21 protein-coding genes and 1 pseudogene are annotated in these 20,386 nt (G+C 43.4%); 10 read left to right on the forward strand and 12 right to left on the reverse strand.

Going from position 1 to position 20,386, the window contains the following annotated elements; genetic code table 11:
• Positions 1 to 141: 141 nt before the first annotated feature.
• The 5 genes from FE394_RS17840 to FE394_RS17860 all read right to left on the reverse strand — a co-directional run bounded on the left by FE394_RS17840 (position 142) and on the right by FE394_RS17860 (position 4,217).
• Positions 142 to 720 carry a TerD family protein gene (locus FE394_RS17840; protein ID WP_319927681.1) on the reverse strand — a complete coding sequence of 193 codons (579 nt, stop codon included), beginning with the start codon at positions 718 to 720 and terminating at the stop codon, positions 142 to 144.
• Between the two features lie 118 nt (positions 721 to 838).
• The gene (locus tag FE394_RS17845; RefSeq protein ID WP_319927682.1) at positions 839 to 1,867 is read right to left on the reverse strand and encodes a TerC/Alx family metal homeostasis membrane protein; all 1,029 of its coding nucleotides are present in this window, start codon (positions 1,865 to 1,867) and stop codon (positions 839 to 841) included.
• Between the two features lie 27 nt (positions 1,868 to 1,894).
• Entirely contained in the window at positions 1,895 to 2,350 is a 456-nt protein-coding gene (locus tag FE394_RS17850) for a tellurite resistance TerB family protein (RefSeq protein ID WP_319927683.1), read from the reverse strand.
• Positions 2,351 to 2,457: 107 nt separating this feature from the next.
• Positions 2,458 to 3,630 carry a TerD family protein gene (locus FE394_RS17855; RefSeq protein ID WP_319927684.1) on the reverse strand — a complete coding sequence of 391 codons (1,173 nt, stop codon included), beginning with the start codon at positions 3,628 to 3,630 and terminating at the stop codon, positions 2,458 to 2,460.
• Positions 3,630 to 4,217, reverse strand: a complete 588-nt coding sequence (locus tag FE394_RS17860; RefSeq protein WP_319927685.1) for a TerD family protein — start codon at positions 4,215 to 4,217, stop codon at positions 3,630 to 3,632. Before FE394_RS17860 ends, FE394_RS17855 begins: the two co-directional genes overlap by 1 nt.
• Before the next feature lie 475 nt (positions 4,218 to 4,692).
• On the opposite strand from FE394_RS17860, the gene FE394_RS17865 reads away from it, so the two are divergent.
• The 5 genes from FE394_RS17865 (at position 4,693) to FE394_RS17885 (ending at position 9,253) form a co-directional block, all read left to right on the forward strand.
• Positions 4,693 to 5,832 (forward strand): phosphoribosyltransferase domain-containing protein, encoded by a 1,140-nt coding sequence (locus FE394_RS17865; RefSeq protein WP_319927686.1) that lies wholly within the window; start codon positions 4,693 to 4,695, stop codon positions 5,830 to 5,832.
• Positions 5,825 to 6,631, forward strand: coding sequence for a hypothetical protein (locus FE394_RS17870; RefSeq protein WP_319927687.1), 807 nt, complete (start codon positions 5,825 to 5,827; stop codon positions 6,629 to 6,631). The genes FE394_RS17865 and FE394_RS17870 overlap by 8 nt, the downstream gene beginning before the upstream one ends.
• Positions 6,624 to 7,703 (forward strand): cysteine protease StiP family protein, encoded by a 1,080-nt coding sequence (locus FE394_RS17875; protein ID WP_319927688.1) that lies wholly within the window; start codon positions 6,624 to 6,626, stop codon positions 7,701 to 7,703. Before FE394_RS17870 ends, FE394_RS17875 begins: the two co-directional genes overlap by 8 nt.
• Positions 7,703 to 8,626, forward strand: coding sequence for an HpcH/HpaI aldolase/citrate lyase family protein (locus FE394_RS17880; protein ID WP_319927689.1), 924 nt, complete (start codon positions 7,703 to 7,705; stop codon positions 8,624 to 8,626). Before FE394_RS17875 ends, FE394_RS17880 begins: the two co-directional genes overlap by 1 nt.
• 141 nt (positions 8,627 to 8,767) lie before the next feature.
• On the forward strand, positions 8,768 to 9,253 hold the full coding sequence (locus FE394_RS17885) for a tellurium resistance protein TerW (RefSeq protein WP_319927701.1): 486 nt from the start codon (positions 8,768 to 8,770) through the stop codon (positions 9,251 to 9,253).
• Between the two features lie 68 nt (positions 9,254 to 9,321).
• Here FE394_RS17885 and FE394_RS17890 read toward each other — a convergent pair whose 3' ends face one another.
• The 6 genes and pseudogenes from FE394_RS17890 to nudI form a co-directional block, all read right to left on the reverse strand.
• Positions 9,322 to 9,816, reverse strand: a complete 495-nt coding sequence (locus FE394_RS17890) for a TIGR00645 family protein (protein WP_319927690.1) — start codon at positions 9,814 to 9,816, stop codon at positions 9,322 to 9,324.
• A gap of 682 nt (positions 9,817 to 10,498) precedes the next feature.
• Positions 10,499 to 10,855 carry a hypothetical protein gene (locus FE394_RS17895; protein ID WP_319927691.1) on the reverse strand — a complete coding sequence of 119 codons (357 nt, stop codon included), beginning with the start codon at positions 10,853 to 10,855 and terminating at the stop codon, positions 10,499 to 10,501.
• The gene (locus tag FE394_RS17900) at positions 10,849 to 11,208 is read right to left on the reverse strand and encodes a hypothetical protein (RefSeq protein ID WP_319927692.1); all 360 of its coding nucleotides are present in this window, start codon (positions 11,206 to 11,208) and stop codon (positions 10,849 to 10,851) included. Before FE394_RS17900 ends, FE394_RS17895 begins: the two co-directional genes overlap by 7 nt.
• Before the next feature lie 50 nt (positions 11,209 to 11,258).
• Entirely contained in the window at positions 11,259 to 11,645 is a 387-nt protein-coding gene (locus FE394_RS17905; protein ID WP_319927693.1) for a hypothetical protein, read from the reverse strand.
• An 87-nt stretch (positions 11,646 to 11,732) separates the two neighbouring features.
• Positions 11,733 to 12,224, reverse strand: coding sequence for a hypothetical protein (locus FE394_RS17910; protein ID WP_319927694.1), 492 nt, complete (start codon positions 12,222 to 12,224; stop codon positions 11,733 to 11,735).
• A gap of 413 nt (positions 12,225 to 12,637) precedes the next feature.
• A pseudogene (nudI, locus tag FE394_RS17915) lies at positions 12,638 to 12,916 on the reverse strand (nucleoside triphosphatase NudI); the annotation flags it as partial.
• A 271-nt stretch (positions 12,917 to 13,187) separates the two neighbouring features.
• On the opposite strand from nudI, the gene FE394_RS17920 reads away from it, so the two are divergent.
• The 5 genes from FE394_RS17920 (at position 13,188) to FE394_RS17940 (ending at position 19,363) form a co-directional block, all read left to right on the forward strand.
• The gene (locus FE394_RS17920) at positions 13,188 to 16,310 is read left to right on the forward strand and encodes an autotransporter outer membrane beta-barrel domain-containing protein (protein WP_319927695.1); all 3,123 of its coding nucleotides are present in this window, start codon (positions 13,188 to 13,190) and stop codon (positions 16,308 to 16,310) included.
• 167 nt (positions 16,311 to 16,477) lie between these two features.
• Positions 16,478 to 17,080: a helix-turn-helix domain-containing protein gene (locus tag FE394_RS17925; RefSeq protein WP_319927696.1), complete on the forward strand. Its 603-nt coding sequence runs from the start codon at positions 16,478 to 16,480 to the stop codon at positions 17,078 to 17,080.
• Complete coding sequence (locus tag FE394_RS17930) at positions 17,074 to 17,373, forward strand: IS30 family transposase (RefSeq protein WP_319927697.1); 300 nt, start codon at positions 17,074 to 17,076, stop codon at positions 17,371 to 17,373. Before FE394_RS17925 ends, FE394_RS17930 begins: the two co-directional genes overlap by 7 nt.
• Complete coding sequence (locus FE394_RS17935) at positions 17,367 to 18,155, forward strand: ATP-grasp domain-containing protein (protein WP_319927698.1); 789 nt, start codon at positions 17,367 to 17,369, stop codon at positions 18,153 to 18,155. The genes FE394_RS17930 and FE394_RS17935 overlap by 7 nt, the downstream gene beginning before the upstream one ends.
• Positions 18,155 to 19,363 carry an MFS transporter gene (locus FE394_RS17940; protein WP_319927699.1) on the forward strand — a complete coding sequence of 403 codons (1,209 nt, stop codon included), beginning with the start codon at positions 18,155 to 18,157 and terminating at the stop codon, positions 19,361 to 19,363. Before FE394_RS17935 ends, FE394_RS17940 begins: the two co-directional genes overlap by 1 nt.
• 806 nt (positions 19,364 to 20,169) lie before the next feature.
• Here the strand turns inward: FE394_RS17940 and FE394_RS17950 are convergent.
• The coding region (locus tag FE394_RS17950) for a hypothetical protein (protein ID WP_319927700.1) at positions 20,170 to 20,386 on the reverse strand (217 nt) is incomplete at its 5' end.

Here is a 20,386-nt window from a genome sequence, read left to right on the forward strand (position 1 = left end):
AACAGTTTGGTACTAAATGTTAACTGTAGGAGTGGAGAGAAAATAAAAAAGCCCTGCTTCTTTTACCAAGCAGGGCTTTTAAATTCAGTGTGCCGAATTAAATCTTCACACCGACACTTTTATTATTGAGCAACGCTCAAATTAAGCAGCGTTAATACCATATTGTGCACAAACAGAAGCCAGACCACCCGCGTAGCCTTGACCTACGGCACGGAATTTCCATTCTGTGTTGTGGCGATACAGTTCACCGAACAGCATAGCGGTTTCGGTAGAGGCATCTTCTGTCAGGTCATAGCGAGCGACTTCAACTTGGGTATCATCGTTAACCAGACGGATGAATGCACCGGAAACCTGACCGAAGCTCTGGTGACGGGTCTGTGCATCATGGATAGTGACCACGAAAACGACTTTGTCTATGTCAGCAGGGATCTGATCCAGTTTGATTTTCAGTGATTCATCATCGCCGTCTCCTTCACCAGTGCGGTTGTCGCCAGTGTGCATGATGGAGCCGTCAGCCGATTTCAGGTTGTTGTAGAAAATAAAATCAGCATCGCCGCGCACTTTGCCGTTTGCTGCCAACAGGAAAGCAGATGCGTCAAGGTCGAAGTCCTGTCCGTCAGTCGCGCGGGCATCCCAGCCGAGACCGATCAGAACGTTTTTCATGGTTGGCGCTTCTTTACTCAGAGAAACGTTACCGCCTTTAGAAAGAGATACACCCATTGTTATTTCCTCATTTATTACGTTTTGTATTAATACCCTTTTTCTTCCAAGCCGCAGCTTTGTTGGCTGTAACCCGAAATCCATTGGGTATAGATTTTATAGATTTAACTTACCGGATTTAGCTTGCGTTCTCTTTTTGTGGGAACAGCAGGCTGGCAAAAATACCCGCTGCCAGTACCCCAATCACCACAAGCAGGCTGGTTGTCGCCGAAATTGAATAGCCGTGGTGGAACAGGTGCTCAGAAGCGTTCAGACCCAGTTTGATAGCGATAAAGAACAGCAGGACGATGACCGCTTTTTCCAAATGCACCAGATACTTTTTCAACGCTTCAAGCACAAAGTAGAGTGTACGCAGACCCAAGATAGCAAACATCATGGCGCTGTATACAATCAAAGGCTCCCGGCTGACAGCAATAACCGCAGGTACAGAGTCAAAGGCAAACATCACGTCAGACAGCTCAACCACAGCCAGACACAGCATCAAAGGTGTCGCATAAAGTGCCGCTTTGCCTGTGCGACCCGCTTTCACCTCGGCGTTTTCTGGTTTAGCCAGCTCTGCATCCACTTCTTTTTGGCTCAGCATAAAAGCATGACCACGCAGTTTCGGCCAGATTGGGAAGAAACGCTTCACCAGACGGTAGGCCAGATGCTGTGAATAGTCTTCGATTTCATCGTCACTACTACCGCTTTTCAGCATCATGACTGCTGTCCAGCCAACAATGACCGCAAATACTATCTCAACCCACGGCCCGAGTGACAACAGGCTTGTCCCGATGGCGACGAAAATACCCCGGAAGACGATAGCGCCGATAATTCCCCAGTACAGAACCCGATGGCGATAGCGGTCTGGTACAGCGAACCAGGAGAAAATCGCCATGATGACAAACAGGTTATCGACAGAAAGGACTTTTTCCAGTGCGTAGCCCGTGACAAACAGGCTGGCGGTTTCCGCGCCGTGATGAATGTACAGGAAGCCCGCGAAAACAAAGGCAATCGCGATCCAGAAAATAGACCAAAGAGCGGCACTGCGCAGCGAAACCGGCTTATCATGACGATGCATAAAGAGGTCGATAAAGAGCGCACCAACCGACAGAAGAATAAATACAGCAACGGTTTCCATCGGAAAACCAATGTGCGTGGATACCATGAAGTAAGCCTCTTAAATTATCTGCGATTACAGTTCGAAATCAGCCGGAGCAAAGCCAAGGGCTGTGCAAATTTCACGGGCAGCATTTTTTTCGTTGTTATCAAAATCACCATCACTCTTGGCGACTGCGATCCCTACGCGCAAAGCAAGCTGCGCCGCTTCCGGCTGTTGTTTCAGTGCCATGATGAATTTCATGGCTTCACCTTTGCCGATATCCGCATCAAATTCGTAACTGCTGACCAGCTTGTTGAAGAATTCGATAATCTCGGTGGTATCGAACACGTTCAGTTCCGGAGAGCTTTTGATGAACCCGATCATCTTCTGTTTCTCTTCTGAACTGACTCCGTCGCTTGCCATGGCAACGTGTGCACATACTGCAACTGTGCCTTCCATGAATTTTCTGTTTTTGAAACGACCAACCTGATTGGTCAGTTCTTCACGTCCTGCGTTGAACGCTGACTTGATTTTGTTTAAAAAGGACATAAGTCCCTCCAATTATATAAAAACGTATTGTGTAAAAACGCATTGTTTAAAAACGTATTGTTTATTAAAAACATATTGTTTAAAAATGCTTGTATAAAAACAGCGTGTTATTTCCTGCCGGATGTCCAGTTAAAGCCCCATCCAAATGCCCTGTCCATCTCTTTGTGCCCTTTGAAGTATTGATTGATGCGTTCTACTTTGATGGCACCGTTTTCATTGACGAGACGGGCAACGGCACACATTCCTTTGTTGTTCTGGCCTTCTGTCAGACGGGTTTCAATCGGGGGCTGCTCAGGAACATGGATTGTGACGGCACCATCAGTCTTGTCCCAGCTAGGCACACCTTCGTAAATAAAGGCGTAGATCAAAACTTCACTGATGTTTTTCCACTCATGACCATTGATATGAAGCCATTTGCCGCTACTCACGTTACCGGTACGATCATCGCCCTGTAACTGTACATACGGTGCGTACTGGTAATGACCAAAGCCATTCCCTAATGCCTGTATCACATCAAGATCCCCATCGCGCAGCCGGACGAATGCCCCGAGATCCAGATCCACGCCTTTGTTGCCTGAACCGAATAAGCCCTGCAAAACGCCTTTTGGCGGGGAAGATGTCTGATTCCAGTTCAGGTTAACGCGGATCTCACCGTAGTTATCGCGCTTGCTCAGGCTGATGGCTGGTTTTTCTTTGGTCAGGGAAACCTTGCTCAGATTGATGCTGGACGGTGCCGGAGCTGGTGTAGGAACTGGTGCGGGAGCTGGCGTTGAAGCGGGTGCATCATCAATGATATCCATGCCAAAATGCTCAGCCAACGGCTTAAGGCCACCATTAAAACCCTGAGCAATAAAGCGGAATTTCCACTCGCCATTACGGCGATACAGTTCACCGAGGATTAAGGCCGCTTCTGAGCGCCCTTGGATTTCAACATCACCTTGCAGGATCACACTGCTGTTCAGTTCGACCCGAATGCTGAGACTACGCAGGCTGGAGATAGTTTGACTGCTGTCACAGGTTGCGGTGAATGCCACTTTCTGGACATCCTGACCCAGCGCGGGCAGGTTGACGAAGAATGAGGTATTGATGTTGCCGCCAGCCAGACGAATAGTGTTGTCATTATTAACGGGCTGACCGTAGAACACCATGTCAGGATCGCCTTTCACTTTGCCATCTGCGTACAGGCGAAAAGCTGAAACATCAACGGCTGAACCCGACAGAACCCGTACAGTGAGTGTCTGGTTAGAAACGGGGGCATTGCCCCCCGGAATCAGATTCATTAGCGCACCACCGTTTCAACGATCTGCGGATGCATTGAGTCAATGGTACGACCGAGGCAAGGAACGCCATGTGCCGTGAAATCCCACAGACCTTCATTACGGCGCAGGGAAGAGATGATGATGCCGGTATGGGCACCTTGTTCGTTCAGTTGATAACGGGCCAGCTCTTTGCCACTCTGGTCAACAACACGGCAGAAGGCATTTTCAACATCATTGAAAGTCTGGCCCCGGAAACTGTTAACGGTAAAAGCCAGATACTCAACACTGACGGGAAGTTTGATCAGGTTGACGCGGATAATTTCATCATCCCCATCGCCTTCGCCGGTCAGATTGTCACCGGTATGTTGTACAGAGCCACATTTTGATTTCAGTTGGCCGAACCATACCGTATCGATGGCATTGCCGGATTTATCAAGCAGAATGCAGCTTGCATCCAGATCAATCTCATCACTGCCACCACCGAATAAACTTGCTAAGAAGCCTTTCTTTTTTGTCACGGGATCCCATCCCAGACCAAAATCAACTTTAGCCAGTGAAGCACTCTGTTTGGCGAGTGAAACTGACTGATTTTTGTTTAACGAAACCATTAATGACACCTCTATTCTGTTTGTCGGTGAATCACGGTAATTTCACGGATTAAAAAATCATAATATGACAAAGAGATAGCTGAAATTTGTCATATTATGATTCCCATAAACAGTATGTCTGGTTGCTAACTGTATGATAAAAAATCATCTTGCTTAGTTTTTTTATGATTTCTTTTTCGCGTGAAAAAGTCAAACAAATTTTGCGCTAAAAAATCATAATATGATTGACATAAACTTACTCTCAACTCTAGACTGCGATGCATATTTCATCGGATTCTGAATGGATATTGAATATGGCGATGCTGACTGCTGGCTATTTAACAATTGTTTCTGATTGAATGGCGAAATTTGGTTTATAAAAGTCTTCTTGTTTGTAGACGAATTGTTGTTTATAGACGAATTATTGTTTGTCGACGATTTTTACGGCTTCTGGCAATCATCCCGGACAGTCTGAATTTTTTTAAAAGGCATCATTATGACAGCATTGAATGACACGCAGATTTATCAAAGGAAGTTGAATAGCGGGACGCTGACAGTGACAGCATCCCGTAGCTCGGCATCTCTGGAAACGTTGTTTGATGTTGCCGAACGCCGTAATCCCAAAAGGGCATTTTTATTTGTCAGCAAGGTATTGGGGCGACATATTCCTGTCAGTCCATCGATCATGCGTTCGGTCTATCGGCAATTATCGGAGCGGTTCCCAACGAATCTTCCCGGCCCTGTCCTGTATATTGGCATGGCAGAAACGGCGGTCGGGCTGGCGGCAGGTGTATTTCAGGAAACACGGGACAAGGTTGATGCCCCTGTATTTCTGACTTCGACACGCCATCCTGTTGATGGTGATTTAATGTGTGAATTTAAGGAGAATCACAGTCACGCAACGGATCACCTGATTTACTGGCCGGAAGACAGGCGGTTATGCCAGCAGGTCATTGAAGCCCGTACTTTGGTTTTAATAGATGATGAAGCAACAACCGGTAATACATTCCTTAACTTGTTGGATGCGCTGCGCAATGCAGGGCTCAAGCATATTGAGCATATCGTCACGGTCACATTGACGGACTGGAGTGGTGAGGCAGTTGTGAAACGCAGTCCGTTGCCGGTTTCTTCGGTTTCTCTGATTGAGGGCAATTGGCAGTGGGATGCCGATATTTCAGCGCCTGTTCCGGTGATGCCTAAGGTGAATGTGACGGCCCGGGGAGAAATCGGCATTATCGGCCAGCAAAATTGGGGACGCTTGGGTCTGGATGAGATCCAATGTGATATCGGTACTGATATTCACGTCAAGTCAGGCGAAAAAGTGCTGGTACTGGGTTCCGGTGAATTTGTCTGGCAGCCGTTCCTGCTGGCTGAAAGACTTGAGCAAGAAGGTGCTTTGGTCATGTTCAGCTCAACAACCCGCTCGCCTATATCTTGTGGTCATGCGATTCAGTCTGTGATGGCTTTTACAGACAATTACGGGCTTGGCATCCCTAATTTTATTTATAATGTCGCGCACCAGAAGTTTGACCGTATATTGCTTTGTCTTGAAACACCTAAAATGTCGGTTGATCCGGCATTGATAGCACAGCTTACCTGCGTATCCCCGTTGGTTGAGATCGTCTCTTATGATTAAGCCTGTTTTTTTGACCGACCTTGATGACACGCTATTTCAATCACGGCGAAAAATGGGGAATACATCAGACGTATCGTCTTTGCGTGTGGGTGCTCTGGATAGAAAGAATTTACCTCACAGCCATATGACCGAAGAGCAGTCCATATTGGTTGATTGGCTGTTGGCTCACGCGGAGGTTATTCCCGTCACCGCCAGAAATACAGAACAACTCAGCCGTGTACAGCTTCCTTTCCATTCCTGGCAGATTGTTTCACATGGTGCGGTGATCCTGACGCCAGAAGGTTTGGTTGATGAATACTGGCAATCACATATGTTGGCGGAACTGGCGCTGTACCGGGATCAACTGCGGGCGCTGGAAGCATTGAGCAATCGCCTGATTGCGTCTCATGGCATAGATTCTCACGGCATAGATGCCCGGGTTCGTCTCGATTATGAGTATGGTGATATCCCTGTTTTCTTGATCATTAAGCATCGGAATCACGATAGGCTGAATGAGCTTGATATATTGGCTGAGGCGTTGATTCAGGAAAGTGATTTCCCTCTCCATCAAAATTTTTATATCCATAAAAACAATAACAACCTTACTTTGCTGCCGAAGTGTGTTGACAAGGGACTGGCAACTCGCCACCTTTTGCAAAGGCTTCGCGCCGAGAGAGGTGTTTTTCCTGTCATTGGTCTGGGGGATAGTCTGAGTGACTATCGCTTTATGCAACTGTGCAATTGGTTTGGTATGCCTCAGCACAGCCAGTTTACTGACACATTAATGACTGCTTTATTTGGAGTTGTAAGTAATGAATAACTTTCCTCGTTTTTCTGGGAGTTATGCCTCTGATGATGTGCAATTTCTGCTAAAACCCGTTCAAATTGAGATGACACCTGTCGATGTCAAAGAGCAGTTGATCCAGTCCGGCAAACGCCATTATTCGGATATGTTGAGTCAGGAGCCGGAGCCGACGCCTTATCATCTTGAGCTGTTTGAGCAAGCGCTTGAACAAGGGGCGGGGAGGCTGGCAACGGAGGTTGTCATGCTCGCCAAGGCATTGATATCACGCTTTGGGGATGAACCGATTGTGTTGGTGAGTCTGGTCAGGGCCGGTGTTCCTTTGGGAGTCATGTTGCACCAAACGCTCAGAAAAATGGGCAAGCGTTCTTATCATTATGGTATCAGTATTATCCGGGATCGGGGGATCGACAATACCGCGTTATCATATATTGAACAGCAACATGGCACTGACGGACTGGTGTTTGTCGATGGCTGGACAGGTAAAGGCGCGATTACCACAGAACTGTCGCGTTCTTTGGCGGGACGGGCAGGTTATTCTGGTATTCCTCGTCTGGTCGTATTGGCAGATCCCTGCGGCTGTTCGTGGCTGGCCGCCAGTGATGATGATTGGTTGATCCCTTTTGGCATTATGGGAGCCCCTGTATCGGGTATGATATCCCGCTCGATCTGGAGCGAAGAAGGGCTGCACGGTTGTGTGAAATGCGATCACCTGATTGAATTTGAATGCAGTCGGCTGCTGGTGGATAGCGTTGCTGATTGCCGTGATCGGTTGGATCTGAATGCCGTACCAGAGGCTGTCTGGCATCCCGGGGAAAAGCAATATTTACTGCAATTGAGTAAAGCAGTCGTTTCCGATCTTGCTGAAAAGTATCAGATTGACAGTATTAACCGCATCAAGCCCGGTATTGCTGAAGCAACCCGTGCCGTATTACGGCGTGTACCTGAACACGTACTTGTGCGCTCTCAGGATGATCCTGATGTTGCCCTATTGGTTCATCTGGCTCGCCAGAAAAACATTGTCATTACAGAAGTCGGTGATCTGATTGGTCAATATCGTGCAGTGACTATCATTAAGAAGGTAGCCTGATGAAACGGGTTCCTTCTCCACATCAACTCGGTGCAACTCTGTATATACCGGCCACGCGTCAAAATATTGCAGAGATTGTGTTACAGAATAAAATTCCTGATCTGCGCTCTCTGGTCATTTGTCTGGAGGATGCCGTCAGTGAGCAGGATATTCCTGCTGCTGTCGAGAATCTCAGCCGTGTTCTGCAAACACTGACAGAAGCTGGTAGGGTTTCTTCCGGGATATTGGCTTCTCATCCTTTGATTTTTATCCGCCCGCGTAATGAGATGATGGCGAGATATTTGGTCGATAATGCTAACCTCAATGTTATTGATGGATTGGTTTTACCCAAATTTACTCAGGCTTCGCTGTCCGGCTGGTGGGAGATTATCGGAACAACCCATCTTTGTATTATGCCAACACTGGAGACTGAAGATGTCTTTGATATCCAGAAAATGAATAGGCTTGCTGACACTCTCAAAAATCATCCTATCAAGGAGCACATTATTGCCCTTCGTATCGGAGGCAATGATCTGATGAATGTGATATCCCTGCGGCGCTCCCGTGATTTCACTCTTTATGATGGGCCAATGGGATATGTCATTAAAATGCTTGTCACTGTTTTTAGTGCGAGAGGATTCGCTATGACAGCGCCTGTTTGCGAGCATATTGATGACCTGAAATTACTTGAGAAAGAGCTGGCGTTGGATATTGCTCACGGTCTGGTGGGAAAAACCGCTATACACCCAAGGCAGATTGAATGTATCCAGAGAGCTTTGATGGTCAGTGCAGTAGATTATGCTGATGCACAACGTATTCTCAACTCGGGGCAGGCGGTTTTCAAATCGCAGGGAGCGATGTGCGAACCTGCTACTCATCAGCGCTGGGCGATGAGTATTCTCGAACGGGCAGGATATTATGGTATAGGGCCAGAAGCAGTATAGAGCCTGAAATAGGTGAAGAGAGTTGCGAGGCTTTTAATCTGCTTTAATATTGATTTACCTGCAATAGAAGCTATTCTGGACGTTATCTTCGTCGTTAACAGTAAGAGTTTGGGGGAATTCCCCCAACTTGGTAAGAAAAAAATGCTGCTCAGTCCCAAACAATTTAGAAGTTTCAAATTAACCTTATTACTTTCACATGGCAAACCCGTTAGCAAGGTTAGGATCATTGGAGATCTCAATTGTTCGGAGCCGACATTAACACGCGCACTGAGGGAATTGAGAGATCTTTACTGTGCTGATATCCGGTTTAGCAAAATAGGGAATACCTATCAGTTAGTTGATAAAGGGATGCTGACCAAGAAGGATGTACGGACGATCGAAGAACTGCTTGCCCAGCATCTCAGCTTAAAAGCAGAAGAAGCCACCAGCCATGTTTTCTTGGATAAAGAGAAGAAAAAGCCGGTTTCCCTTTCCCTGCGTATGTCCGTCATTAGAAAAATTGACGGTCTGGCCAATCGGTTAGAGACAACCAGAAGTGAGGTGGTTGAAATGGTGGTGGACAGGTTTATTGAGACTTTGCTGAAAGAAACGACGAATCTGGATTCACCAAAGCGGAAACTCCCGTAATGCCAGCCAGTTGAGTTTAACTGGCATCAGGGCGATGATTGTTAGCTTGATTGATAACTATTGATAACTTAATGAGCGTGGCGAGTCATCTTATCAAGATATCCCATCATAAATGCAGACAACACGAAGGTGAGATGGATAATGACATACCACATTAGTTTATTGTCAGGCACGTTTTTGGCATCCATAAAGATGCGTAGAAGGTGAATGGAAGAAATAGCAACAATTGAGGCTGCGACTTTGTTTTTGAGCGAAGTGGCATCCATTTTCCCCAACCAGCTCAGCTTCTCCTTACTTTCGTGAATATCCAGACTTGAGACGAAGTTTTCATAACCGGAAAACATCACCATCACCAGCAGTCCACCAACCAGCGCCATATCGATCAGAGAAAGCAGAGTCAGGATCAAGTCAGATTCTGTAACGGAAAAGATATGGGGCAGGATATGCAGGATTTCCTGAAAGAATTTAATTGCAAGAGCAAGCAGCGCCAATGATAAACCGAAATAAACTGGCGCAAGTAGCCAGCGGGAGGTGTACATAGCATTTTCGAGAAAGCGTTCCATTGATTTTTAAATTTGTTACAAAAGGTGCGGTAGTATAGATCAAGATTATGAAAGCGATGAAATACATATCGCTGTTAGAGTTATCGATAGCGCAGACCACAATCTTCCAGGGCCTGAATTTCTATCCCCATTGGATATAAGCTATTCTCGAGCGGATGCTTTTGAAGGGGGTAAGGGAATGATGCTGGCAGTGAATTATCGTGGGAAAATATTGCTATTCTGGGCACACCCATCATAGATATTACGAATAATTATCAAGTTCAGACGACCTCAATCCAGTATAGCCGGGGAGCGAGAGGAGGGAGTCTCAGTCTTAGATTTTTAGCCAGCTCAGTGGCCAGAACTTGCAATTGTTTTTCGTCCATCTTTTCACCTGTTTTAGTTGATAAATTAAACATACCAAAAATAGGCAATTACACAAATTCAGACACAGGGTCATAAATATTTTTTCAGCATCTGAAATATGTCAATTGGTTACTGGTTGGGATTCATTAACAGAGTTGTTATCTGCATTAGATGATTTTAGACTAATGAACGATTCAAAATTTACGCCTTCTGACTATTCAGATACTATTGATAATATCACTAGAGCAATTTCCATATTGAAACCTGGCGTGTAATAAGTATCGTATCTCTATTATTATAAAATCCCGCAATTAATACGGGATTTTTTTATTAATATTTATAAATATCCATCCTTGCCGTTGTATCCATCATGTCCGCCGTTTGAACCTCCTTTACCACCTCTTCCTCCTTTACCACCTTTACCAGCGTTGCCACCATTACCCCCATTTCCAGTGCCATCTCCATTACCCCCGTTACCTCCATTACCCCCATTCTTACTTCCATTTCCACCATTTCCTCCATTGCCATTGCTTCCTTTGCCAGCATCTCCGCCTTTGCCGCCATCACCTCTATGTCCTTGCTCTGCATAAGCTGTTATAGGTAATATGATTGAATAGGTGTAAATAAATATAGAGGTTGATAGAATAAATAAAGAAAATATGCTTGATAACAGTGAATTATTTTTATTTAACATGCGTTGTTCCCTCCATTACCACCATCACCGCCTTTACCACCAGGTGAATTATTACCGTTACCACCGTCGCCGCCATGACTACCACTACCACCAGAGGAGTGAGAATCTCCGCCACTATCACCACCTTTTCCTCCATCACCTCCATGAGAATTGTGGCCTGTACCTCCGTTTCCTCCGTTACCACCGTTACCTCCATGAGTATCTTTACCTCCGTTTCCGCCGTTTCCGCCGTTGGAGTCGTTTCCGCCGTTTCCTCCATGTCCTCCATTACCATGACCTCCATCTGAAATAAGGACATAGTTCTGAATGTCAGAGAATTGTTTTGTTAATGGTGTACTTGACGCATATGACATTGTTGATATAAGTAATGGAATGAGAATTAAGAATAATGATTTTAAATTATTCATAGCCCATCTGCTCCTCTGCCACCATTACCCCCGTTAGCATTACCATCACCACCGTTACCACCACCAAGTGCACCATCACCACCATTGCCACCGTTACCGCCACCAGGTGCACCGTTACCACCATTACCGCCGTTACCGCCACCAGGTGCACCGTTACCACCATTACCGCCTGATTGTCCAGGGGATTTTCCGTCTCCACCTTTGCCTCCATCTCTGCAATTACTATTAGGTATTCCATCTCTACCATTTTGACCAGGCTTTCCATTTAATATATTGCAGTTAGATGTTTTTACTTCATTGAGTTTATTTTTAGATTCAGCATGTAATGATAAAAAAGGAAAACTTAATATAGATGTAAATATTATTACTGTACTTAGTTTCATTTTGTTTATCCCATTAATATATGGTTTTTATAAATGTTAAAATAACGCAACTTATATAACTGAATAATAAGCTGCGTTATTCTTTACTTACACTTTTCCATTTCCATTTCCATTTCCATTTCCGTTTCCGTTTCCATTGCCACTTCCATTACTACTTCCATTACTACTTCCATTACTACTTCCATTACTACTTCCATTGTCGCTTCCATTTCCATTGCCACTTCCATTGTTACCACCATTACCACCATCACCGCCTTTACCACCAGGTGAATTATTACCATTACCCCCGTTTCCTCCTGGTGATCCGTTACCTCCGTTAGCGTCACCATGAGTTAGTACATAAGGTAATCTTGTGTTTTCTTGCTGTATTGATAATGTCTTTATGGGTTGCTTATATGATGTTTCAACTACATTTGCCACTGATATTGTTGGAGTTAATGTCAGTACTGAAGTTGCTATAATTATTCCTGAGCTAAGATATTTATATTTTAATTTCATAATCTTTCCATTTATATAATAAACATTGATGGGTTTATCTTGCTTGAAAATAATGTGGCCTGAAAACCAATTATATTTCATGTGGTAATTTGGCATATTTTTTTAGAAGAATAATAAACCTAACTTAAATGGGATTAATTTTTTATTCGAGATTATGAGTGATATATTTTTCTTGTGATTTAAAAATAGTATTTTTTTATCTCGTTGTTATTTAGTGTTTATGATTTTTTTTGTTTTTTTTCAATAAGAGTTATTTATTGAATATTATTTGTTTACTGAGCAAAGTATAGCTAACTATATTTACACGGAATCAAAAAACATGAAAATGCAGAGATCGGCTCTTATCTTGTTATCATTTGCACTAACTGCTTGCGTAAAACAACAAACGATACTGACCCTGTACCTGAATTTGTGTAATTGCCTTCTGAAAATGACAGTTAGATCCGTTTGATCTATCCCCACCATGAACGGCAGGGATGGTCTGACGGGATTTGTCAGATTACCCCTTTCTTGGTAAAGGTAATCCGTGTTGCTTCATTCAAATCCATGTCTTTCATGGCTTCAGATGACACCCAAGCAATTTCCTGAAATTCCTCGTTGAACGTAATGTCTCGGTTGGCACTGATACAATCAAAGATGAGGTAAATCATGTAAATTTCTTCGGTGGTGCCATCCGAATACGTTTTAACCCGGACATCATCACGAAAAGCCCAGGGTTTCACCTCCATTATCTCCAGAGCGTCACCCAGTTCTTCCCTGATTTCTCGTCTAAGTTGGTTACTGGCTGGGGCCACATCAGTTTTTTCAGAATGACATTATTTGTTATGCATTATTTAAACTATATACAAATAAAGGTTAATAAAATGTGTAAATTTATGGAGTGTTTAGGTGGAGGAAAGTGATGATTTAAAAATCAGCATTCTTTTTTAGTTTGCTTCTGCTTTTTGAAAATCTATCGCTCACCTTGTTGGTTTCAATTCACCTACACAATAAAAAAACAGAATAACGGGTATTTTTGCAAATCAACAATGGATGATAATGAAGATGAAGAAACAATACATAATTCCTCAAGGTATTCCGGTTACCGCTCGTTTATCAGTCAAAACAAAACCACGTATATTGTGCCACGCCATAGCCTGCTGTCTGGCTGCTGCCAGCGCCGGAGCTTATGCGGAAAACTATGTCGAAAAAGGCCGGTTGGGCGATTCTTCCAGTTGGCGAACCAATGAATTCAACAAGGGATGGGGACTTGGTGTGATTCATGCTGATGAAGCCTATGCCAGAGGCTATACCGGTAAAGGGATCAAGCTGGGGATATTCGATCAGGCAGTTTATGCCAAGCACCCTGAATTAATGGGAAAAGATAAAGCCACTCACTTAGTGACCTCTGGGATACGTGAGTATACCGACCCCTACATTAAAAAGAAAAAAGGTGAGCAATTCACTTATGACGGTACACCGACCACAGATAAAAACAATAAACTAGGGGCGCACGGGGTTCACGTTGCGGGCATTGCAGCAGCTAACAGGGATGGCAAAGAAATGCATGGTGTGGCTTATAACGCCCAAATCATCAGCGCAGATAATGGCGATCCCGGCCCTGAAGATGGCATTATATTGGGTAATGATGGTGGTGTTTATCAAGCAGGTTGGAATGCTCTGATGGATAGTGGCGCTCGTATTATTAACAACAGCTGGGGAATTGGTATTGCTAAGGAACTTGAGGACGGTGGGAAAGATCCGAATGCAGCTCATTTTACCTTAGCAGAAGCTCAGAAACAGTTTGATGAAATAAAACCAATTTTGGGTACAAAACCGGGTGGTGCATATCAGGGAGCCATTGATGCTACACGCAGCGGAATTGTAACGATTTTTGCCGCTGGTAATAGTTATAACTTTAATAATCCAGATGCTATCGCTGGTCTGGCTTGGTTTGTGCCAGATATCGCGCCAAACTGGTTAACAGTGGCTAGTTTGCAGCAAGATTTGGATAGCACCAACAGCATATCTTACTCCATCAGTGAGTTTTCCTCCCAATGCGGCTATACCGCCAGCCTTTGTGTCAGTGCACCTGGCAGCAAGGTTTATAGCTCAATCATTAAAGGTACCGGAATGCATGACATTAAAAATAGTTATGCTCATTATAGCGGTACTTCAATGGCTGCACCGCATGCTGCCGGTAGTATCGCCATATTGATGGAGCGATTCCCGTATATGACCGGTGCTCAAGTAACCTCTGTTCTTCGTACAACTGCGACTGATATGGGAGAAAAGGGGATTGATGAACTTTACGGTTGGGGATTGATTAACCTCGGTAAAGCGATAAATGGTCCGGGTATGTTCTATACCGCAGAAGATATTCCTGCGAAATTCCGTATTCCTGATCCTGATGGAGTGGCCTACGGCAATGGTCAGTTTATTGCCGATATTCCGGGAATAGGTGCCGTGCTCGATAAAGGAAAACCGACTGAACGTATCTGTAATTATGGTCTGTGTGTGTCGGATGAATGGAGCAACGATATCAACGGTCATGGTGGTTTGACTAAACAAGGCAGCGGTAAGTTGACCCTAAGCGGTCAGAATACTTATTCTGGCCCAACGTTAATCAAACAAGGACTGTTGAATGTGAGTGGCAGCGTTTCTTCTTCTGTTTCAGTACAGGAAAGTGGCGTTCTTGGGGGGAATGGTACAGTTGGTGAATTGAAAGTACAGCGTGGCGGAACGGTTGCTCCGGGTAACTCCATCGGTACGCTTAACGTGACTGAAAACGTGACTTTTGAACCCGGCTCCCGTTATGCCGTTGAAATCGCTGCGGATGGGCGTAGTGATCGTATTCAGGCAGCCAAGAGCGCACAGCTTAATGGCGGAGAAGTTGCTGTTTCCCTTGAGAACTCGAGTAATCTGCTTTCCCTTAAAGAGACAAGAAGTTTGGCTGGTCAGCAGTACAATATCTTGAATTCAAAACAAAACATCAATGGCCGCTTTGATGATGTTGTTCCAAATTACCTTTTCCTTGGCACCAGATTATCTTACCATCCCAGTAATGTAACCCTCCATGTGGGACGCAATGAAACAGCTTTTGCGAATATAGCGAAAACACAGAAAGAACGTGCTGTGGCTGTGGCTGCTGATACCCTGAGTACAGGAAATCCGGTCTACGAAAGCATTTTGACCAGCAGTACTGCGGAACAGGCGAGATATGCATTCCGTCAGCTTGATGGGCAGCTCCATGCCGATATCGCCTCTTTGCTGGTCAATGACAGCCGTTATCTGCGCGACACATTGAATAGTCGTTTGAGTCAGGCTGAAGGCCGTTCATCATCATCTGATATCCGTGGCGACGAAAATGGTGCATGGGTGCGGTTGCTTGGCGCATGGAGCCATGCTTCCGGCACTCAAAACGCCACGGGATATCAGGCTTCCAACTATGGTGTATTCCTTGGTGCGGATTCTCTCATCGATGATTACAGCCGTATCGGTATCGCTACGGGTTACACCCGAACTTCACTGGATGGCAGTAACAATAATACCGCTGACAGTAATAACTATCATCTCGCTCTTTATGGTGATCGTCAGTTTGGTGATCTGGCTTTGCGCAGCAACGGCGGGTTTACGTGGCATCGGATTGAGACCAAGCGCTTTATCAGTTATGACAATCAGCGTGACGATGAGAACGCGAAATATAGTGGGCGAACTGCACAGTTATCTACTGAACTTGCGTATCATCTGCCCGTGGGAACGGTGAATCTGGAACCATTTGCCAATCTGGCCTATGTCAATTTCCGCAATGACAACATTAATGAAGACGGTGGTGCAGCGGCACTTCACGGCAACAAACAGTCTACAGAAGCGACCCTCTCCACACTGGGACTACGGGCTAATCACAACTGGCAGACTTCATGGGGTTCTTCCGTTGCTTTGAATGGAGAATTGGGATGGCAGCACCAATATGGCAAACGTGATCGTGCTACAAGTTTGGCATTCCGTGGCAGCGACGTGACTTTTGTGACTCGCAGCGTGCCTGTGTCCCGTGATGGATTGGTGCTGAAAGCCAATGCCGAAATGAACGCGGGTAATAACGTATCATTTACTCTTGGATACAGTGGGTTGCTTAGCAGCAGTCATCAGGACAATAGTATGAACGTTGGTTTTAAGTGGCAATTCTGATGATGAATAGAAAGTAAGGATCTGATAAAACATGCGGAGTCAGCCATACTGGCTCCGCAATACGAGCTAGCTGGATTAACATATTAAGTGCAATCGGCGGGATACTAAAAGGAGTGAGTCAACTGTGATACATTTCATGGCTCTCACACCTGAAATCATGGCCTGATATGCATAAACAAACCCGACAGTACCGACAGTTGACTCCCGAGCAAAGATATCAGCTTCAAGCCCTATATAACAAGGGTTTTCCACAATATCAGATCGCTGAAGAGCTTGGTGTCCATTCCAGCACGATTTCACGTGAACTCAAACGTAATGCAAACAATAAACAATATTGTGCTAAGTCCGCCGAAATAGTGAAGAATAATCGAAAAAAGAGGGCTTTTAAGTTTAAAAAACATCATCCCCGGCATGAAAATATCTTGTCTGAGGGATTATCAATGGGTTGGTCGCCAGAGAATATTCACTATCGAATGCGTCTGGAATGTCCGGAGATAGCCCTTAGCCACAGCACGCTTTATCGGCGTATCCGCGCAGATCGTGACGCGGGGGGCTCTCTTTACAAACAATTACCTCGTTTTGGTAAAACGCGCTGGAAAGGCGGTAAACGTAAGGTTGGCCAGAGCCACATTCCAAATCGGGTGGATATCAGTCAACGTCTGCTATTGTGGATAAGCGTGCTCGCATCGGCGATTTTGAAGGGGATACGATATACGGTCAGAATGCTTATCTGGTCACACGGGTTGATCGGAAAAGCCGATTATTGTTAATTGCAAAAACACGGGATAACGGTGGCGAATTCGCCCAGCATGAAAAGGTCAGTCAATCAACGAAGGCGCGAATCTACTTTGCCCGCCCTTATGCCAGTTATCAGCGAGGAACGAATGAAAATACCAATGGTTTAGTTCGTCGTCAATGGCCGAAAGGAACGGCTTTGGGTTCACTAACAGAGCAAGATGTCAGTGATTTAGAATTAAGATTAAATATGACACCAAGAAAGGTTTTAAATGGATTAACACCCATCGAAGCCTATACGGGGCGCTCATTGCACTTATTGTGTTAATCCAGCCTGCTATTGTAAAGCAGGCCGAATTTTTATCAGAAGCATGGTTGTCCATTCAAGATAAAATTAGAAATTCCCAATCAAAAATGAGAGAGCAATATTTACGTGGCTTCATTGTTGAAGAATATCTTTGTGGAAAAATGGTCTCAGCTGAAGTTGTACATGATGGAAAAAAAGCCTGTGTGTTCATGATTTCAGGTAGGGAACGCTCCAATCATGATGAGTTAATTGAATATAGGATTGATATGCCTGCAAAAATTAGTCAAGAAGACTGGAAGCTTTGTGAAAGTTACACGCTAGATATAGTCAAGGCTATAGGATTAAGTCATGGATTATTTCATATAGAATTGATGATTACACTTGAGGGGCCTATATTGGTAGAAGTTAATCCAAGAATCATGGGGAGTTACATGCCACTTCTTTACCAAAATTTAACTAAAAATAATATTTCAGAGTGGCTTGTAAATATACATGTTGGACATGGATTAAATTTAAATAATATATCTCTACGAAAGAAAATTGAGCAAGTATCCTCTGCTATTCGATTTGATGTTATTCAGGAAAGTGAGTATATTCCTAAAATATTTAAAAAATATGTTCTTGATAATTTTGAACCGATTTATTCAGAACTACAAGACAGTGAAGAGCTTCACAAGGTTTCGCCGAATGAAACCATAGGAAGAGTTCAGGTGATTTGTAAGGATCATGAAACTCTCGAAAAGTCTCTTGAAAAATTTTATTCAATAATTAAAAAAGAAATGAATCTGGAGCTTCGTCATTAATGTTTAAAAATGACTCATTAATTATGAAAAATAAAGATAAAAATATTTTATTCGTTATGGTTAGTTCGTTAGTTGCTACAATTGGGAGAGGAATTACACTTCCGTTTCTACCTTTATATCTCTACAATAATTTTCATATAGATATTTTGAAAACAGGCCAAACCTTGACATTGGCGATGTGTATAGGAATGTTTCTGAGTATTCCTGCTGGTAAACTTGCTGATAAATATAACCACAAGAAATTGTTATTTTTCTCGTTGGTTATTTTTTCCATCTCTTTTTTACTGATAGGTAATTCATCATCCATACTTGTTTTTATAATCGGATTTTCATTTGTTCATTGTTCTTATGCAGTTTATTCTATTATCATAAAATGTTTTATATCTAATAACTTCTCAGATAAAGATAAAACAAAACATTTTTCATTGAATTATACGTTTGTAAATATTGGATGGATTGTCGGGCCTTTATTAGGAATCTTTCTTGCTAAAATATCTATGGCATTAACATTTTATATCTCATCCTTATCTGGATTTATCTCATTGTTATTGATTGTGAAATTAAGGTTTGTTAATAATAATGTAGGGGAGCAGGAAAAATCTCATAGAGAAAATATCAGTACAATAAAATTAAAACCAGATAATCTGCTTATTATATTCACGATTGGCACGCTATTAGGTTCTTTTGTCTTTGGCAAGTTTGTCAGTTGTATCTCACAGATATTAATAACGGAATTTGACTCATTTACTACGCAGAATATCATATCTCTGCTTATATCGACTAATGCTACTACAGTTATTCTATTCCAATATATAACCGGAGTATATATTAGCAAAAGAAAACAGATTGTTGGATTTATGATTGGAGCTATATTTTTAGTTTTAGGTTTGTTATTTTTTAGTTTTGCTAAAGATAATCTTTATGTCTGGTTTTTGGGAATAATTATTTTTTCTTTTGGTGAGATAATATTTATGCCTTTACAATATAGAGTGATAGATATGATTGCTCCTCCTAATAATAAAGCAAAATATTTCACAATTCAGAATCTTGAAGATGTTGGTGGGGCGCTAAACCCATTGATAACAGGTTATATTCTTAGTCTTTACTCAGGGGCTGTTGTTTACTCGATTCTTATGCTTGCTTCTTTTCTTTCGTTATTGTGTTTTATTTTTGGGATTTCATCTTTTAACAGGAAAAAGAATGTCTGATTGATTCAGATAGTGCGTAAAGTACAGGGGAAGCCTGTACATATAAATTGATGTGTTGGGCAATAAAGGCTGATTTAAATCTTTATGAGTTACTTTTAACTTTAAGTATCCATTAAGCTAATCACCTGTTAAATCTATTTTTACTGAAAACTGCTTAACCAGTATGTTTTAAAATTTTGGACCGGATTCGAAATCGAAAATAATTATAACTGATTTAATATATTTAATTTATTTTTCGGTATTACTTTTGCGCCATTTTAAAGCAAAAAAGCAATATATCCGGCGTCACTGTGGGCTAAATCACCCGCGCCATGATGTCATCCGCCCCCTGTTTCCTTATCACAACATAGGTATGTCACTACCTTGGTCAACTGCAGGCTATTACAGGGACGATAGCCGTTTTCTCATCAGTGTTTGCAAACTCAATAAAACGTCTTTTTCAACCTGTTAATTCACGGCTTTCTTCATAATAAAATCAACATTATCCTTCAAAATGCGCCAGATAATACGGACCAGTTTGTTAGCCAGTGCGACTGTCGCCTTCATGAATCCACATCGGGCAATCAATTTTCTCAGCCACTCACCCAAGCCATCATCACGTTTTTGAACTGTACTCCCCGTTCAGTGCCTGATCTCAGTCAGGATGAACGCCTCATTAATCGTGACGTGGTGTGATTTCTCCTTTTTTACTGCATCGGCCTGTTTTAAGGCAGTGAGTTGAAAACCAGACTTGAAATTCGTTCATAAATCAAACTAAATGTCAGTCAATGGCCTGTTTCGGAAGGTTGCACTGAGTAATTCGTAGTTCAAATCGGCCGTAAAGCCATATATGGACGCCCCCGGTTGTGCTCTGGACGTTTGCCGCCCGGCGGCGATCCTGACAGGCGATAGATCGTTGTTGTAGGAAAGGATATTAGCGGTTGGGTAGGGTGGGTCAAACCGTTGCTGTTCCTGCCATCCTTATTTTTGCCTGAATTCTCGTTCAAATTCTGCTGACAGGTCGATATTCCGCCAAAATCAGAC

This window comes from Xenorhabdus littoralis, assembly GCF_033949345.1.
GTDB lineage: Bacteria > Pseudomonadota > Gammaproteobacteria > Enterobacterales > Enterobacteriaceae > Xenorhabdus > Xenorhabdus littoralis.

Coding starts and splice junctions, on each gene's coding strand:
- FE394_RS17855 (WP_319927684.1), bottom strand. CDS start 3,630: ATGAATCTGATTCCGGGGGGCAATGCCCCCGTTTCTAACCAGACACTC.
- FE394_RS17925 (WP_319927696.1), top strand. CDS start 16,478: ATGCATAAACAAACCCGACAGTACCGACAGTTGACTCCCGAGCAAAGA.
- FE394_RS17880 (WP_319927689.1), top strand. CDS start 7,703: ATGAAACGGGTTCCTTCTCCACATCAACTCGGTGCAACTCTGTATATA.
- FE394_RS17910 (WP_319927694.1), bottom strand. CDS start 12,224: ATGAAATATAATTGGTTTTCAGGCCACATTATTTTCAAGCAAGATAAA.
- FE394_RS17905 (WP_319927693.1), bottom strand. CDS start 11,645: ATGAAACTAAGTACAGTAATAATATTTACATCTATATTAAGTTTTCCT.
- FE394_RS17890 (WP_319927690.1), bottom strand. CDS start 9,816: ATGGAACGCTTTCTCGAAAATGCTATGTACACCTCCCGCTGGCTACTT.
- FE394_RS17840 (WP_319927681.1), bottom strand. CDS start 720: ATGGGTGTATCTCTTTCTAAAGGCGGTAACGTTTCTCTGAGTAAAGAA.
- FE394_RS17900 (WP_319927692.1), bottom strand. CDS start 11,208: ATGTCATATGCGTCAAGTACACCATTAACAAAACAATTCTCTGACATT.
- FE394_RS17850 (WP_319927683.1), bottom strand. CDS start 2,350: ATGTCCTTTTTAAACAAAATCAAGTCAGCGTTCAACGCAGGACGTGAA.
- FE394_RS17865 (WP_319927686.1), top strand. CDS start 4,693: ATGACAGCATTGAATGACACGCAGATTTATCAAAGGAAGTTGAATAGC.
- FE394_RS17895 (WP_319927691.1), bottom strand. CDS start 10,855: ATGTTAAATAAAAATAATTCACTGTTATCAAGCATATTTTCTTTATTT.
- FE394_RS17920 (WP_319927695.1), top strand. CDS start 13,188: ATGAAGAAACAATACATAATTCCTCAAGGTATTCCGGTTACCGCTCGT.
- FE394_RS17860 (WP_319927685.1), bottom strand. CDS start 4,217: ATGGTTTCGTTAAACAAAAATCAGTCAGTTTCACTCGCCAAACAGAGT.
- FE394_RS17875 (WP_319927688.1), top strand. CDS start 6,624: ATGAATAACTTTCCTCGTTTTTCTGGGAGTTATGCCTCTGATGATGTG.
- FE394_RS17845 (WP_319927682.1), bottom strand. CDS start 1,867: ATGGTATCCACGCACATTGGTTTTCCGATGGAAACCGTTGCTGTATTT.
- FE394_RS17885 (WP_319927701.1), top strand. CDS start 8,768: ATGCTGCTCAGTCCCAAACAATTTAGAAGTTTCAAATTAACCTTATTA.
- FE394_RS17870 (WP_319927687.1), top strand. CDS start 5,825: ATGATTAAGCCTGTTTTTTTGACCGACCTTGATGACACGCTATTTCAA.
- FE394_RS17940 (WP_319927699.1), top strand. CDS start 18,155: ATGTTTAAAAATGACTCATTAATTATGAAAAATAAAGATAAAAATATT.